The 14,726-nt window shown below is 73.3% G+C and carries 14 protein-coding genes; 12 read left to right on the top strand and 2 right to left on the bottom strand.

Going from position 1 to position 14,726, the window contains the following annotated elements:
- Nucleotides 1-446 precede the first annotated feature (446 nt).
- Entirely contained in the window at nt 447-944 is a 498-nt protein-coding gene (locus O4J56_RS30065; RefSeq protein WP_270690491.1) for a GNAT family N-acetyltransferase, read from the bottom strand.
- Between the two features lie 107 nt (nt 945-1,051).
- Here O4J56_RS30065 and O4J56_RS30060 point away from each other — a divergent pair, with 107 nt between their 5' ends.
- The 7 genes from O4J56_RS30060 (at nt 1,052) to O4J56_RS30030 (ending at nt 7,767) form a co-directional block, all read left to right on the top strand.
- Nucleotides 1,052-2,098, top strand: a complete 1,047-nt coding sequence (locus O4J56_RS30060) for a sensor histidine kinase (protein ID WP_270690490.1) — start codon at nt 1,052-1,054, stop codon at nt 2,096-2,098.
- Nucleotides 2,095-2,886 (top strand): LytR/AlgR family response regulator transcription factor, encoded by a 792-nt coding sequence (locus tag O4J56_RS30055; RefSeq protein WP_270690489.1) that lies wholly within the window; start codon nt 2,095-2,097, stop codon nt 2,884-2,886. The genes O4J56_RS30060 and O4J56_RS30055 overlap by 4 nt, the downstream gene beginning before the upstream one ends.
- The gene (locus O4J56_RS30050; protein WP_270690488.1) at nt 2,886-3,236 is read left to right on the top strand and encodes a hypothetical protein; all 351 of its coding nucleotides are present in this window, start codon (nt 2,886-2,888) and stop codon (nt 3,234-3,236) included. Before O4J56_RS30055 ends, O4J56_RS30050 begins: the two co-directional genes overlap by 1 nt.
- A complete protein-coding gene (locus O4J56_RS30045; RefSeq protein ID WP_270690487.1) occupies nt 3,236-4,921 on the top strand; it encodes a sodium/solute symporter in 1,686 nt (561 codons plus the stop codon). Before O4J56_RS30050 ends, O4J56_RS30045 begins: the two co-directional genes overlap by 1 nt.
- Before the next feature lie 124 nt (nt 4,922-5,045).
- Nucleotides 5,046-5,582, top strand: coding sequence for a VOC family protein (locus O4J56_RS30040; protein WP_270690486.1), 537 nt, complete (start codon nt 5,046-5,048; stop codon nt 5,580-5,582).
- A gap of 212 nt (nt 5,583-5,794) precedes the next feature.
- Nucleotides 5,795-6,178, top strand: coding sequence for a DUF485 domain-containing protein (locus tag O4J56_RS30035; RefSeq protein WP_270690485.1), 384 nt, complete (start codon nt 5,795-5,797; stop codon nt 6,176-6,178).
- The gene (locus tag O4J56_RS30030) at nt 6,175-7,767 is read left to right on the top strand and encodes a solute symporter family protein (RefSeq protein WP_270690484.1); all 1,593 of its coding nucleotides are present in this window, start codon (nt 6,175-6,177) and stop codon (nt 7,765-7,767) included. The genes O4J56_RS30035 and O4J56_RS30030 overlap by 4 nt, the downstream gene beginning before the upstream one ends.
- A gap of 95 nt (nt 7,768-7,862) precedes the next feature.
- Here the strand turns inward: O4J56_RS30030 and O4J56_RS30025 are convergent, their stop codons facing one another.
- Complete coding sequence (locus O4J56_RS30025; RefSeq protein ID WP_270690483.1) at nt 7,863-8,408, bottom strand: M23 family metallopeptidase; 546 nt, start codon at nt 8,406-8,408, stop codon at nt 7,863-7,865.
- Between the two features lie 146 nt (nt 8,409-8,554).
- Between O4J56_RS30025 and O4J56_RS30020 the strand changes: the two genes are divergently transcribed.
- From O4J56_RS30020 to O4J56_RS30000, 5 genes are all read left to right on the top strand, one after another.
- Nucleotides 8,555-9,283, top strand: coding sequence for a hypothetical protein (locus O4J56_RS30020; RefSeq protein WP_270690482.1), 729 nt, complete (start codon nt 8,555-8,557; stop codon nt 9,281-9,283).
- A gap of 155 nt (nt 9,284-9,438) precedes the next feature.
- The gene (locus O4J56_RS30015) at nt 9,439-10,491 is read left to right on the top strand and encodes an ArsR/SmtB family transcription factor (RefSeq protein ID WP_270690480.1); all 1,053 of its coding nucleotides are present in this window, start codon (nt 9,439-9,441) and stop codon (nt 10,489-10,491) included.
- 307 nt (nt 10,492-10,798) lie between these two features.
- Nucleotides 10,799-11,050: a GlsB/YeaQ/YmgE family stress response membrane protein gene (locus O4J56_RS30010; RefSeq protein WP_270690478.1), complete on the top strand. Its 252-nt coding sequence runs from the start codon at nt 10,799-10,801 to the stop codon at nt 11,048-11,050.
- Between the two features lie 264 nt (nt 11,051-11,314).
- Entirely contained in the window at nt 11,315-12,643 is a 1,329-nt protein-coding gene (locus tag O4J56_RS30005; protein ID WP_270690477.1) for an LCP family protein, read from the top strand.
- 196 nt (nt 12,644-12,839) lie between these two features.
- Nucleotides 12,840-14,198, top strand: a complete 1,359-nt coding sequence (locus O4J56_RS30000) for a L,D-transpeptidase (RefSeq protein WP_270690476.1) — start codon at nt 12,840-12,842, stop codon at nt 14,196-14,198.
- Nucleotides 14,199-14,726: the final 528 nt, after the last annotated feature.

Genomic DNA, 14,726 nt, shown 5'->3' with positions numbered 1-14,726 from the left:
GCCCGGACCGCGAGGGGCCGGACGGACGGCAGGCGGGGCCGGGGAACCGCCCCGCGCGCTCCGTCGCCGCCCATCACGGCGACCACCCGCACGCCTGGCAGCCGACGACGCTGCGGGAAGGGCCACTGACCTTGGTCGTCGCCGCCAACAACGCCGACCACCCACACGCCTGGCGGCCGACAGCGCTGCGGCGCGGGCCGGCGACCTCTCCTCGTCGCCGCCCTCCACCCCACACCCCGACGGCCCACCGCCCGGCCAGGGCCCGTGAGCGGGGTACCAGCCCAGCCGGGCGGCCTTACCGCGAGGGGGGCGCCGGACTGAGGCCCGGTCGCAAGGGGGCGGGGCGCGGCGGGTGGTGGGGACGCCTCCTGCCCCACGCGCAGGGACGCCCGATCGGGCATCCGCATCTGTGCAGGTCCCGGCTCCGCTTGATAAGTGGTCCGTGGCTAGAGCTGCTTGGCGAACCAGTGCTCCGCGTAGGGCCCCTCGTTGAACGGGGCCACCTCCTCATAGCCGTTCGCCGCGTAGAGCCGCCTCGCCTCGACCAGGTCGCTCCGCGTGTCCAGGCGCGCGAGGGTGGCGCCGCCCTCCTTGGCCGCCTTCTCGATCGCCTCCAGCAACCGCACCCCGCCCCCGAGTCCGCGCGCCGCCGGGGCCACGAACAGGCGCTTGATCTCCGCGACCTTGCCGCCGCCGAACCAGTGCAGGCCCACGCATCCCAGCGGGCCCGCCGAAGGCCGGTCCGGAGCGCGGGCCACCAGGAACAGGCCGTCCGGCGGGACCAGGGACCCGCTCGGGTCCTCCGCCATCGCCGCGTCGATCTCCGCCTCGGTCGCCTCGCGGCCGTAATAGCGGCCGACGATGTCCCTGTAGTACTCCCGGAGCACCGCCGCTGCCTCCGGTCCGTGGACGTCCGCGGGGGTAATGTCCCAGTTCGTCAGCATCCCGCTCTCCCTTCGCCGCGTTTCGCCACCTAGAATCCATAGACGTCGGTGTCCTACGTCACCCCACTTTGCGACACCTCCGACACCCACGACGCTGGAAGACTGTCATGCCTCCGCTGCTCGCCCGGACCGACCACACCCAGTCGACCGCAACGCTGGTCGCTGCGCGGAGCGTGTCCGAGCGGCTCAGACACGGGCTCAACGGCCCCGGGAGCCGGGGCGCCGCCCGCCGCCTGCGGCACCTGCTGGGCGCGCGCGGGCTGGCGCTCGCCGACCTGTCCGGGCAGCCCATCTGGTCCGGCCGGCCCGCCGAACACGCCGATACCGCGCCGCTGCTGGAGGCCGTGCTGCGCGGGGAGGCCGCCCGCGGGACCCCTCCCCTGCAGGCCGTCCCGCTGCACGCCGGTGACGACCTCGCCGGGGCCCTGCTGGTGCACGGCGACGTCAGCGCCCGGGCGGTCCGGGAGGCGGCGCTGCTCGTCGCCCGCGCGCTGGAGAGCGGGCGCCTGGAGGCCTCCGCGGAGCGCGCCGCCCAGGCCGAGTTCCGCGCACTGCGCGCCGAGATATCCCCGCACTTCGTCTACAACGCCCTCACCGTGATCGCCTCGCTCGTGCGCTCCGACCCCGACCGCGCCCAGGAGCTCATGCTCGACTTCGCCGACTACACCCGCTACAGCCTGGCCCGGCACGGTGACTACACCACCGTCTCGGAGGAGTTCCACGCCATCGAGACCTACCTGGCGCTCCAGCGCGCGCTCCTGGGCGACCGGTTGCGCGTGCAGGTACGGGTGGCCCCCGAGGTCCTCGGCGTCGCCGTGCCCTACCTCGTGCTCCAACCCCTGGTGGAGAACGCCGTACGGCACGGTGTGGAGCCCGGCGGCGGCCCCGGCCTCGTGCAGGTGTCCGGGGAGGCCGAGGGCAACGACTGCGTGATCGGCGTGGAGGACGACGGCCCCGGCATGCCCCCCGAGCGCGCCCGGGAGGTGCTGTCCGGGGAGCACGAGGACAGCGACGCCGTGGGCCTGGCCAACGTCGACCGCCGCCTGCGCCACGTCTACGGCCCCTGGTACGGCCTCGTCGTGGAGACCGAGGAGGGCGCCGGGACCCGGGTCGTGGTGCGCGTCCCCCGCTTCCAGCCGGGGGTGCTGCCGTGACGCCCGCACACCGCCCCGCCACCGGCCTGCGCGTCCTCGCCGTCGACGACGTGCGGCCCGCCCTGGAGGAGTTCGCCCGGCTGCTGGACGCCTCCCCCGACGTCGCCGAGACCGCCATCGCCGACGACCCCCTCGGCGCGCTGAAGCAGATCCAGGCCGGGCGGTTCGACGCCGTCTTCCTGGACATCTCCATGCCCGGGCTGGACGGCCTGGAGCTGGGGTCGCTGCTGTCCCGGCTCAGCGAGCCGCCCGCGATCGTGTTCGTCACCGCCCACGAGCGGCACGCCGTCACCGCCTACGGCATCGGCGCCGTCGACTACCTCCTCAAGCCCGTGCGCGCCGAGCGGCTCGCCGCCGCCCTGGACAAGGTCCGCCGCTCGGTGCGCAGCGCCCCCGGGACGGCCGCGCCCGACCCCCGCCCGGAGCCCGACCCGCTGCCGGTGCTGCCGGTGGAGACCGCCGGGCGCACCCGCTACGTGCGCCGCACCGAGGTGTTCTACGTCGAGGCCAACGGCGACTACGTGCGGCTGCACACCCGCGGCGGCGCCCACCTGGTACGGATGCCGCTGTCCCGGCTGGAGGAGTACTGGGGGCCGTGCGGCTTCAGCCGGGTGCACCGCGGCTTCCTGGTGGCCCTGGACGCGGTGCGCGAGCTGCACAGCGACACCGCCGGCCAGCTCCTGGCCCGCACCGAGGTGGGCGACGTGCCGGTCAGCCGCCGCCACGCCCGCGAGCTGCGGGAGCGGCTGCTGCAGGCGGCCCGCGGCGGACCGGTCGGATCCGCCTGATGGACCGGCCCCGCCGGGTGGCGGTCACCAGCCCGCAGACCCGCCTCGCGCACGCCCGCGGCCGGGCCCGCGGCCGCTGGCGGGTGGCCCGCCTGGACCCGGCCGACGCCGAGCGCGCCGAACACCTGCTGCGCCGCCAGCGCCGCCAGGCGGTGGCCGCCCTGCTGCTGACCGGGCTGGTCCTGGTCGGGCTGCCGGTGCTGCTGTGGTCCCGCCCCGACCTGGACGCGGCGCGCCTGCTGGGCGTCCCCGCCTCCTGGATCATCATCGGCGCCGTGCCGTACCCGGCGATGGCGGCGGTGGGCCTGTGGCAGCTGCTGCGCGCCGAGCGGATCGAGCGCGGACGCTGATGGTCGCCTTCGCCGCGCTGGTCCCCCTGCTGCTCGCCACCCTGGCCATCGGGCTGCGCGGGGTGGCCGCCATGCGCACCACCTCCGACTTCCTGGTCGCCTCCCGCCGGGTGTCGCCGCTGCTCAACTCGGCGGCGGTGTCGGGGGAGTACCTGTCGGCCGCCTCCTTCCTCGGGGTGGCCGGGCTGATGCTCAAGGACGGCGCCGGGGCCCTGTGGTACCCGGTCGGGTTCGCCGCCGGGTACCTGGCGATGCTGGTGCTGGTGGCCGCCCCGATGCGCCGGTCGGGGGCGCTGACCGTGCCCGACTTCGCCGAGGCGCGGCTGGGCTCGCCCTGGCTGCGGCGGCTGAGCGCGGTGGTGGTGCTGGTGGTGGCCGGGCTGTACCTGGTGCCGCAGCTGCGCACCGCCGGGCTGGTGCTCAGCGCGGTCAGCCCCACCCCCTACTGGGTGGGGGTGGTGATCGCCGGCGCGGTGGTGGCCACCGCGCTGGCGCTGGGCGGCATGCGCGCCGCCACCTACGTGCAGGCCTTCCAGTTCTGCCTGAAGCTGGTGCTGTTCATCGTCCCGGCGCTGTGGCTGCTGGCCCTGGCCGGACCGGACGTGCGCGCCCAGGCGGTGGAGCCGGGCGAGTACACCCGGTTCGAGCACGACACCACGGTCTCCTTCCGCACCGGCGTGGTGCTGCGGGTGGAGGAGCCGGTGGTGATCACCGAGCGGGACGGCACCCGGTGGAAGGCGGCCGAGGGCGAGCACCGGGTGGGCGCGGGGCGCACGCTGGTGTTCGAGGAGGGCGGCCGGGTGCCGTCGGTGCTGGGCAGCGCCCCGCCGGGTGGGCCCGACTGGCACCGGCCGCTGCTGGCGACCGTCGGGGACGGGTACCCGCTGCTGTCCACGCTGTCGGTGCTGACCGCCACGGTGCTGGGCACGATGGGGCTGCCGCACGTCATCATGCGCTTCCACACCAGCCCGGACGGGCGCTCGGCGCGCCGCACCGCCGCCATCACGGTGGCGCTGCTGGGGGTGTTCTACCTGTTCCCGGGGGTGTACGGGGCGCTGTCCCGGGTTCTGGTTCCGCACCTGTACCTGTCCGGGGCCACCGACACGGCGGTGGTGGCGCTGCCCGCCCAGGTGGACCAGGGGTGGCAGGGGACGCTGCTGACGGCGCTGCTGACGGCGGGGGCGTTCGCCGCGTTCCTGGCCACCTCGATGGGGCTGCTGCTGGTGGTGGCCGGGGCGGTCGCGCACGACCTGCTGCCCGGCGGGCTGCGGCGGCTGCGCGCGGCGGTGCTGGGGGCCGCCGCGGTGGCGGTGCCGCCCGCCCTGTACGCGGCCGGGATCGACGCGGGGATCCTGGTCACCTGGGGCTTCACGGTGGCGGCCTCGACGTTCTGCCCGCTGCTGGTGCTGGGCATCTGGTGGCGGCGGCTGACCCCGGCGGGGGCCCTGGCCGGGGTCGCGGCCGGGCTGGCGGCCTCGTCCGGGGCGATCGCGGTCGCGCTGTTCGGCCCGGACGTCCCGGGGTGGGCGGGGGTGCTGGTGGCCCAGCCGGCGCCGTGGACGGTGCCGCTGGCGTTCGCGGTGATGGTGGCGGTGTCACTGGCCGGACGCCCCCCGGCATGGGCGCGCACGGCGGTGCTCCGGCTGCACCTGGACGACGACCACCGCGGGCCGTCCCTGCGCTGAGGACGGCACCGCTCCAGAAGACCCGGACCATCGCGGACATACTCCGTCCTCGATCGTCTCTAGCGTCGTCCTCACACCTCCCCGGTGGAGGACGGACCGACGCGCGAAGGCGAAGAGGAGAACGATGGACGAGCAGACGACCGGCGCGGCCCCCGCGGGGTACACCTCCGTCGCCCCCTGGGTGGTCACCGACGACACGGGGGCCTTCCTCGACTTCGTCGCCGAGGCGTTCGGCGGCGAGGAGCTCGGACGGGTACCGACCGAGGACGGCCGGATCGGCCACGGCGAGATCCGCGTCGGGGACACCGTGGTCCTGGCCTTCGACCGGAACGAGGACTGGCCGCACCTGCCCAGCCTGCTGCGCGTGTTCGTCCCGGACGCCGACGAGGCGTGCGCGCGGGCGCTCGCCGCGGGCGGCGTGCTGGTCACCCCCATTGCCGACAACGCGTTCGGGCAGCGCGGCTGCCGGGTCAAGGACCCTTTCGGCAACATCTGGTGGGTGACCGCCCACATGGAGGACGTCCCCGAGGCCGAGGTATGGCGGCGCCTCGGGGAGCCCTCCTACGCCGCGGGCATGCGCGAGGCGCAGGAGACGCTGGACGCCGAACTCAGCGGACGGCGGGTCGGGAGGAGCAGCGCACCGGTGCGGACCACCGGGTGACCGGGTGGCCGTCGGACCGGACCCGGCGAGGTCGGGGGCCGTACCGGTAGGGCCGAACGGCTCCAGGGGCCCACCGTTCGTCGCGCCGCGCCGACCGCTCATCGACCGCTCGGCGCACGCGGGAGCGCTTCCGCCCCCGACAGGTTACGCGGCCGACCACCCCCTCCCTACTGTGGCGTGGAGCACATTCACCCATCCCCTGGAGGTGCAGCGTGACCGGAACCGGCTATGAACGCGACGTCGGAGGGCCCTCCGGCGACCAGTGGCGCGAGGTCCAGGCGGGGCCGGAGTTCTCCGAGCTCCGGCGGCGCCTCCGGGTCTTCGTGTTCCCCCTGACCGCGTTCTTCCTCGCCTGGTACCTGCTGTACGTGCTGCTGGCCGTGTACGCCCCCGGGTTCATGGCCGCCCCGGTGGCCGGGAATATCAACGTCGGCATCGTCTTCGGCCTCCTGCAGTTCGTGACGACGTTCGTGATCACCGGGTTGTACGCGAGCTACGCCAACCGGCGGCTGGACCCCATCGCCGACCGCCTGCGCGGACGGATCGAGGGCACCTCCGCCGAGGCGGCCACCGAGGGCGAGGGGGAGGACCGATGAGCGAGATCAACCCGGTGCTCAACATGAGCATCTTCGGCGCGTTCGTGGCGGTGACCCTGTTCATCGTCTTCCGCGCCAGCCGCAACACCAACACCGCCGCCGACTACTACGCCGCCGGGCGCTCCTTCACCGGCTCGCAGAACGGGTTCGCGATCGCCGGGGACTACCTGTCGGCCGCCTCGTTCCTGGGCATCTGCGGGGCCATCGCGCTCAACGGCTACGACGGCTTCCTGTACTCCATCGGCTTCCTGGTGGCCTGGCTGGTGGCGCTGCTGCTCGTGGCCGAGCTGCTGCGCAACACCGGCAAGTTCACCATGGGCGACGTGCTGGCCTTCCGGATGCGCCAGCGCCCGGTGCGCGCCGCCGCCGCGCTGGCCACCCTGGCGGTCTCCTTCTTCTACCTGCTGGCCCAGATGGCCGGCGGGGGCAGCCTGGTCAACCTGCTGATGGGCATCGAGGGCGAGGTCGGCCAGGCCATCGTGATCGCCGTGGTGGGCGTGGTGATGATCCTCTACGTCCTCATCGGCGGCATGAAGGGCACCACCTGGGTGCAGATCATCAAGGCGGGCCTGCTCATCGCCGGCGCGCTCGTGATGACGGTGTGGGTGCTCGGCCTGTACGGCTTCAACCTGTCCGAGGTGCTCGGCCAGGCGGCGGCGCAGCCCGACGGCAAGGGCCAGGACCTGCTGGCCCCCGGCGCCAAGTACGGCGAGAACACGCTCACCCAGCTGGACTTCATCTCGCTGGCGCTGGCCCTGGTGCTGGGCACCGCGGGCCTGCCGCACGTGCTGATGCGGTTCTACACCGTGCCCACCGCCAAGGAGGCCCGCCGCTCGGTCGTCTGGGCGATCTCCCTGATCGGCCTGTTCTACCTGTTCACCCTGGTGCTCGGGTACGGCGCGGGCGCGCTGGTGGGCCCCGAGGAGATCTCCACGGCGCCGGGCGGGGCGAACGCGGCGGCGCCGCTGCTGGCGCTGGCGCTGGGCGGCCCGCTGCTGCTCGGGTTCATCGCCGCGGTGGCGTTCGCGACGATCCTGGCGGTCGTCGCCGGGCTGACCATCACCGCCTCGGCCTCCTTCGCGCACGACGTCTACGTCAACGTGATCCGCCGCGGCAAGGACTCCTCGGCGATCAACGAGGTGAAGGTGGCCCGGATCACGGCGCTGGTGATCGGCGCCTGCGCGATCGCCGGGGGCATCCTGGCCAAGAACCAGAACGTCGCCTTCCTGGTGGCGCTGGCGTTCGCGGTCGCGGCCTCGGCCAACCTGCCGACGATCCTGTACACGCTGTTCTGGAAGCGGTTCAACACCACCGGCGCGCTGTGGAGCATGTACGGCGGCCTGTCCGCCGCGATCGTGCTGATCATCTTCTCCCCGGCGGTGTCCGGCAGCGAGACGGCGATGATCCCCGGCGCGGACTTCGCCCTGTTCCCGCTGAGCAACCCGGGCCTGGTGTCCATCCCGCTGTCCTTCCTGCTGGGCTGGCTGGGCACCATGCTGTCCAAGGAGAAGGCCGACCCGGACAAGCAGGCGGAGATGGAGGTCCGCTCGCTCACCGGTGCCGGGGCCGAGAAGGCCGTGGCGCACTGACCCCTGGACCAGCCACAACGAGGGGGAGGGCCGTGCGGCCCTCCCCCTCTCCTGTGCGCGCCGCCGTACGCCGCCGAAAGGCGCGCGGTCGGGCGTCAGCAGCCGGTGCTGCTGGTGATGGTGGTGTTGCCGTAGTACTTGATGGCGACCCCGTTCAGCACCACCCGGACGACGGTGCCGCCGCTCCGCTGCTCATAGTGCAGGTGGGGTCCGGTGGAGCCGCCGGTGCTGCCGACGGTGCCGATCTTCGACCCGGTGGAGACCTTCTGCCCCACGCGCACGCTCTGGGAGTTCAGGTGCGCGTACAGGGTGGTGATCCCGGAGCCGTGGTCGACGACGATGTACTTGCCGTAGCTGGTGTTCCCCCGGTCGGCGACGGTCGTCACCGTCCCGGAGGCGCTGGAGAGCACGTTCTTGCCCATCGCGTCGCCGCGCTGGAAGTCCACCGACAGCTGGGGGTTGTGGTTCGTCCGGGTGTTGGCGTTCCACACCTGGCCGCAGTCGAAGGGCGTGCGCAGGTTGATCGCGGCCTGCGCGGTCTGGTCGGCCGAGACCGGGGAGATCAGGGCGCCCGCCGCCAGCAGGGCCATGGCGGTCACGGCTCCGGCCCTGCGTGCGGCACGGAAGAGGACATCTGACACGGGGGTCTCCTCGTGTAGCGGGGATGGTGTCCGAGGGCAGCTTCGCACGCGTTCTGGGCCCGCAGAAGGCCCACGAAACTTGACAATTCGCCCCCGACTCGCGAATGCTGCCGCACCACCCGCTCCCCCTTCCTTTGGAGAACGCCATGGACGAATTCCTCCTCGTGCTGACGGGCGGCGCCGTGAGCCTCGCCAGCAGCGCGACCGTCACCTGGCTCCAGACCCGCCACGCCTACCGCGGCGAGGCCAGGGCCGCCACCCGCGAGTCCACCCGCCGGCTGACAGCGCTGTTCATCGCCGAGCGCGACGCCGCCCTGATGGGCGAGGGCCCCTCCGCCGGCCTGGCCGAGGCCGAGACGCTGGCGGTGGCCCTGGCCGACCGCCGCACCCGCGAGCGCGTCCGCGACGCGGTCCGGCTGCTGCGCGAACTCCACCTGACCGAGCTGCAGGAGCTCAGCGGCCAGCGCGCGGCACCGGGGCGCCGGATGCTCTGCGACCACGCCCTCGAAGTGCTGGGCGCCCATTTCCGCGGCGAGAAGGTCCCGGCCGCCCCTCAGGGCATGCAGAAGATGCTGGACGTGGAGGACGAGGCGCTCAGCATCCGCTCCGGGGCGCTCCCGGGGCGCTCCGCCGGCGCCGCCGCGGCGGCCTCCGCCGCGTCCGGGTTCCGCTCCGCGGAAGGCGCGGAGTCCGGGGCCGGGTCCGCAGGCGAAGGCGCCGACGAGGAACCGTCCTCCGGTTCCTCCGCGTCCACCTCCACGGGCTCCTCGCGCTCGTCGGAGGCGTCCGCGTCGTCCACCCGCAAGCCGGGCCGCCGCCCGCGCGCCAAGGCCCGCACCAAGGACCCCGAGGACAGCGACTTCTGGAACGAGTGACCCGTTCATCCCATGACGAGCCACGGTTCGTTCTGGGACGATCTTGGGAACGCCGGAACCATCGGCCGCGTCTGACCGCTTAAGAAACACAGGGGCGCCCCTTGACCCGCCACGACCTTGCTCCGGCTGGTGGCGAGGGGCTCTGACCTGTCACGATGGGCGAACCCCGCCCGGCCATCGCGGAGATTCAGACACCGATGCTGCGCATCCACTTCACCGACGCGGACCTCGCCCGCACCAGTGTCGCGGCCGGCGCCGACCCCATGTGGGAACTCGTCCTCAGCCTGCACCGGCTGCAGACCCGCCAGGGCCGCACCCTCGTCGACCGCTGGTACACCTCCGCCCGGGAACGCCTCTCCTCCTCGGGCCTGACCCACGACGTCAAGAACCGGCTCGTCCCCATCACCCCCCGGACCATGTACTTCCCCGACTTCCTCACCCCCGACGAGGGGCGGCTCGGCTTCGACGAGGCGGTCGAGGCCATCGAAGGGCTGCCCCGCAAGGAGCTCGACGCCCAGCTCGGCATCGTCGCCACCATGGGCGACGGGCTGGGCGCGTGGGCGCGCTCGCTGGCCGACGGCGACCTTCGTGCCCGCAAGGAGCTCGCCGAGACCCTGCGCGACTACCACCGGGTCGCCCTGGAGCCGTTCTGGAACGACCTGCACGCCGACGTCGACGCCGACCGGGTGCGCCGGTCCCGTGACGTGCTCAACGGCGGGGTGCACGGCCTTCTGCACGGCTTCGAGCCGCTCATGCGATGGGAGCCGCCGGTGCTCGGCGTCACCTATCCCGGCCGCGAGGACATCGACCTTCACCTGCGCGGGCGCGGCCTGCGGCTGATCCCGTCCTACTTCTGCTGGAAGTACCCGGTGGCGCTGGCCGACCCGGAGCTGCCGCCGGTGCTCGTCTACCCGATGCACAACGGCGTGTACCGCACCCGCAAGGAGAACCTGCTGACCTCGGGGGAGGAGCGGGTGCTGGGCAACCTGCTGGGCGCCACCCGGGCGGCGGCGCTGACGGCGGTCGCCGACGGGATGACCACCAACGAGCTGGCGGCGCGGCTGCACATCTCCCCCGCGGCGGCCAGCCACCACACCCGCGTGCTGCGCGAGGCGGGGCTGATCGTCAGCACCCGCGACCGCAACCACGTCCTGCACACCCTGACCACGGCCGGCGCCGAGCTGCTCGGAGCCGGACGGCGCGCGTGAGGTCCGGCGGATGTTCCGGCCGGGGGCACCCCCATCCCTGCCCCCGGCCGGGTCCGGCGAACACGTACGCCGTCCCGTGTGCCCGTCCTGCACGCGGTGCGGCGAGTCGGGTTCGGCGCGGTCACGCCCTCCCTATGGTGCCGACCGCCCTCACCTCACCGCCACACCCTTCGACCAGGCTCTAAAAGTGCAGGTCACAGCGTTTTCAACAGCGACAAAAGCGGCCTTGGGGACACATTCACAGGCCCATTCGCGGAAAGGAAGACCCCGAGGGCCGGTCCATCCGGTGGGATGAAGGGGGAACGCCGTGACCATCACCGGCATCATCAGCGCGATCGTCGTGGGACTGATCATCGGGGCCCTGGGCCGCATGGTCGTCCCCGGAAAGCAGCACCTGTCCATCTGGCTCACCCTGCTGCTGGGCATCGTCGCCGCGTTCGTGGGCGGCTGGATCGCCTCGCTGTTCACGACATTCTGGATCTTCGTCCTGGTCGTGCAGATCGTCGTGGCGGCCGCCCTGGTGTACCTGGCGGACGGGCTGTACGCGCGCCGGTCCTGACGGCGGCCCGGCGAGCGCGCGGGGGCGCGTCCGGAACGGGCGCGCCCCCGCGGATTTTCCCTCGGGATTCCGCGCAACGATTCCGAATACGGGCATCCTCCACGCGCATTTTCGACCGTCCATCTCATAGGATCGGCTCATCCGCGGAGGACGTCCCCACCGCCGCGCCATGGTCCGCCCGTGTCCTGTCGGCCCTCCCCCGCACTCGGCGGCGCGACCCGCACGGACCCCCGTCCAACGCTCACGTCGAGAAGATCCCCACCGATGCCCGATGACGCCACCCGCCCCGATGAGGGCGCCCCGTCCGCTCAGGCCCCGGCCCCCAAGCGCCGCAGGCACCTCGCCCGCGCGCTCGGCTGGACCGCCGCCGCCCTGGCCCTCGTGCTGGCCGCCGGGGCGGCCACCGCCTACGGCTACTACCGGTCGCTGCGCTCCGACATGGTCCAGCACGACCTGGACGCCGCCCTCGACGAGGAGGAGCGCCCCGAGAAGATCGGGGACGACGTCAACATCCTGTTCATCGGCTCCGACGACCGCGAGGACGGCAACGCCGCCTACGGCGGCAAGGACTTCGTCGGCGAGCGGTCCGACGCGCTGATGCTCGCGCACATCTCCCCGGACAGCCGGGTGACCGTGGTGAACTTCCCGCGCGACTCGCTGGTGGACCTGCCCGAGTGCGCCCCCTACGGCGAGGCCGAGGGCACGCCCGGCTACTACGGGATGATCAACGCGGCGCTGTTCCACGGCGGGCCGCCGTGCGCGGTCAAGACCGTCGAGTCGCTGACCGACGTGCGCATCGACCACTTCGTGCACCTGAGCTTCGTGGGCTTCCGGGACATGGTCGACGCCGTCGGCGGGGTGCGGATGTGCATCCCCGAGCCGATGCACGACGAGCGCGCCCAGCTCGACCTGGAGGCCGGGGAGCAGACGCTGGACGGCGAGGAGTCGCTGGCGTTCGTCCGGGCCCGCTACGAGATCGGCAACGGCGGCGACATCGGCCGCATCGACCGCCAGCAGATGTTCCTGGGCGCGCTGGCCTCCGAGGTCACCGAGGGCGGGGTGCTGACCGACCCCGCGCGGCTGGACGGCCTGCTGCGCTCGGTCTCCGAGCACACCGCGACCGACAGGGACCTCTCCCTGGACAAGCTCGTCTCGCTGGCCTCCACGCTGGCCGACGCGGACATGGGCGGGATCGGCTTCTACACCGTGCCGTGGGCGCAGGCGCCCGGCGACCCGAACCGGGTCGTGTGGCGCCAGGAGGAGGCGGCCGCGCTCTTCGCCGCGATCAAGGAGGACCGCGACCCCGGGCGGGAGGCGGAGGCGGAGGCCGGCGAGGAGCCCGGCGGCGGCCCGTCGGACCCGCCCGGGGCCGAGCCGTCGCCCGCGCCGGGCGCCGAGCCCTCGTCCGCGGACGGCCGGGACGGCACCGACGTCGTGCCCATGTCCGCCCTGTCCGACGACGGCACTGACGGCGAGACCGGCGGCGGCGGCGCCGGCGGTGACCCGGCGGAGGACGGCCTCCAGGGCCGGGACGCCACCGCCGACCCCTGCCGGGACGGCCTGGGCCAGGGCACCGGCGACGACGCTTCGTAAGCCACCGGGCGGCCGGTTCCGGCCGCCCGGTACCCCCCGTTCGGCGGGGAGGCCCCGGTTTTGGTGGAATGGGACCGGGAAACTTCCGCGCCTTTCGAACCGAATCCCCCGAAGCGGGATCAGAACGGCACGGAGCGCGCTCCGCCCCTCGCGGCGCACCCGTACCACCCCGCACCGACGACATGGAGGACCCCCAGTGACTCCCCGCTCCGTCCTGCCGTCCCCCCGCCGCCTGGCGGCGCTGGGCGCCGCGGCGGTCGTCCTCGCCGCGACCGCCTGTACCTCCGGCGGAGGCGACGAGGGCGACCTGACCGGCAGCGCCGAGGCGGCCGAGCTGGCCATCGCCCCCGAGGACGGTGCCGAGACCGTCGCCCCCGACGCCCCCATCACCGTCAGCGCCGAGAACGGCGAGATCACCGACGTCGTGGTGGAGCAGGCCGCCCCCGAGGGCGAAAGCAAGGCCGACACCTCGATGACCGGGTCGCTCAACAAGGAGAAGAGCGAGTGGAGCAGCGACTGGACGCTGACCCCCGGCACGGACGTGACGGTGACGGCGGTGGCCGAGAACGCCGACGGCGAGGAGACCGAGGCGGTCAGCCGCTTCACGGTGGAGCCGTCCGTCGAGGGGCAGCGCCTGGAGGTCAAGACCGACACCCGTGAGCGGCAGCTGCTCGACGGGCAGACGGTCGGCGTCGGCATGCCCGTCGTCATCGACTTCGACATGCCGGTGGAGAACAAGGACCGGGTCGAGGCCGCCATGGACGTCGTCTCGGAGAAGCCGACCGAGGGCGCGTGGAACTGGTTCGGCGACAAGCGCGCGGTGTTCCGCCCCAAGGAGTACTGGGAGCCGCACCAGAAGGTCACCGTCGACCTGAACCTGGCGGGGGTGCAGGCCTCCGACGGTGTCTACGGGGTGGAGAACAGCTCCATCGAGTTCGAGGTGGGCCGTGAGCAGCTCGTCGAGATCGACAACGACGAGCACCACATGACCGTCGAGCGCGACGGCGAGAAGCTCAAGGAGTTCCCGGTCAGCCTGGGCCAGAACACCCAGCACTCCTACATCACCCGCAGCGGCGTGCACCTGGTGATGGAGAAGCACACGAACTACCGGATGAGCAACGACACGCTCGGCGTCTCCAAGGACGACCCGAACTACTACGAGGAGGTCGTGGACTTCGCGGTCCGCATCTCCGACTCGGGCGAGTTCCTGCACAGCGCACCGTGGAACGGGATGCTGGGCGAGGCCAACACCAGCCACGGCTGCGTGAACATGGCGGTGTCGGACTCCCAGTGGATCTACGACGAGTCCCTGCCCGGCGACCCGGTCGACATCGTCAACAGCGGCCGCGAGATGGAGGTCGACAACGGCTGGGGCTTCTGGGTCCGCGACTGGGACACCTGGCTGGAGAAGAGCGCGACCGGCGAGCCGACCGACACCGGGTCCTCCGGCACCCCCGGTTCCCCGCACGGCGAGCCGCACAAGGGCGGCGGCAAGGACGAGGGCGACGGCGCCGAGGAGGCGTCCGGCCAGGACTCCGACGAGGGCGGGGCCTGACGGCCGCAGCGGAGGCACTGTCGCACGGCTGCACTGCCGCGCCGTCGCAGCTCTGCACTGCCGCGCTGTCGCAGCCTTGCACCTTTGCACTGCCACGCTGTCGCAGCGGCACCCATAGCGAGCTATAGGCACCCGAAGGGGGCCGACCGGTTCGACCGAACCGATCGGCCCCCTTCTGCTCACGGAGGCGGCGGTCCCCTGGCCCTGCCCGCCGCCCGGCGGACCGCGGGGGGTTCAGATGGGCGGGCGGCTGGGCAGGTCCCCCGCTCAAGGACCCCGGCCGGGCGCCGGGCCGTCGGAGTGCGGGGTAGAGAGCAGCGACGAGGAAAGGTCAGCGGCCCACGCCGCAGCGTTGTCGGGATACGCCGCGTGCGGGTGGTCAACGGAGAGGGCAGCGACGGCGAGAGCAGGGCGGTTCCCCGGCCCTACCTGCCGGGCGGCAGGTTCCTCGCGGTCCGGGAGGTCGGCGGCTGAGCTGGTACCCCGCTCAAGGGCCCCAGCCGTGCGGCAGGCCGTCGGGGTGTGGGG

Source organism: Nocardiopsis endophytica (assembly GCF_027706725.1).
Taxonomy (GTDB): Bacteria; Actinomycetota; Actinomycetes; order Streptosporangiales; family Streptosporangiaceae; genus Nocardiopsis_A; species Nocardiopsis_A endophytica.
Note: the sequence above shows the minus strand (reverse complement) of the source record. Positions and strands in the feature narration are given on the sequence as shown.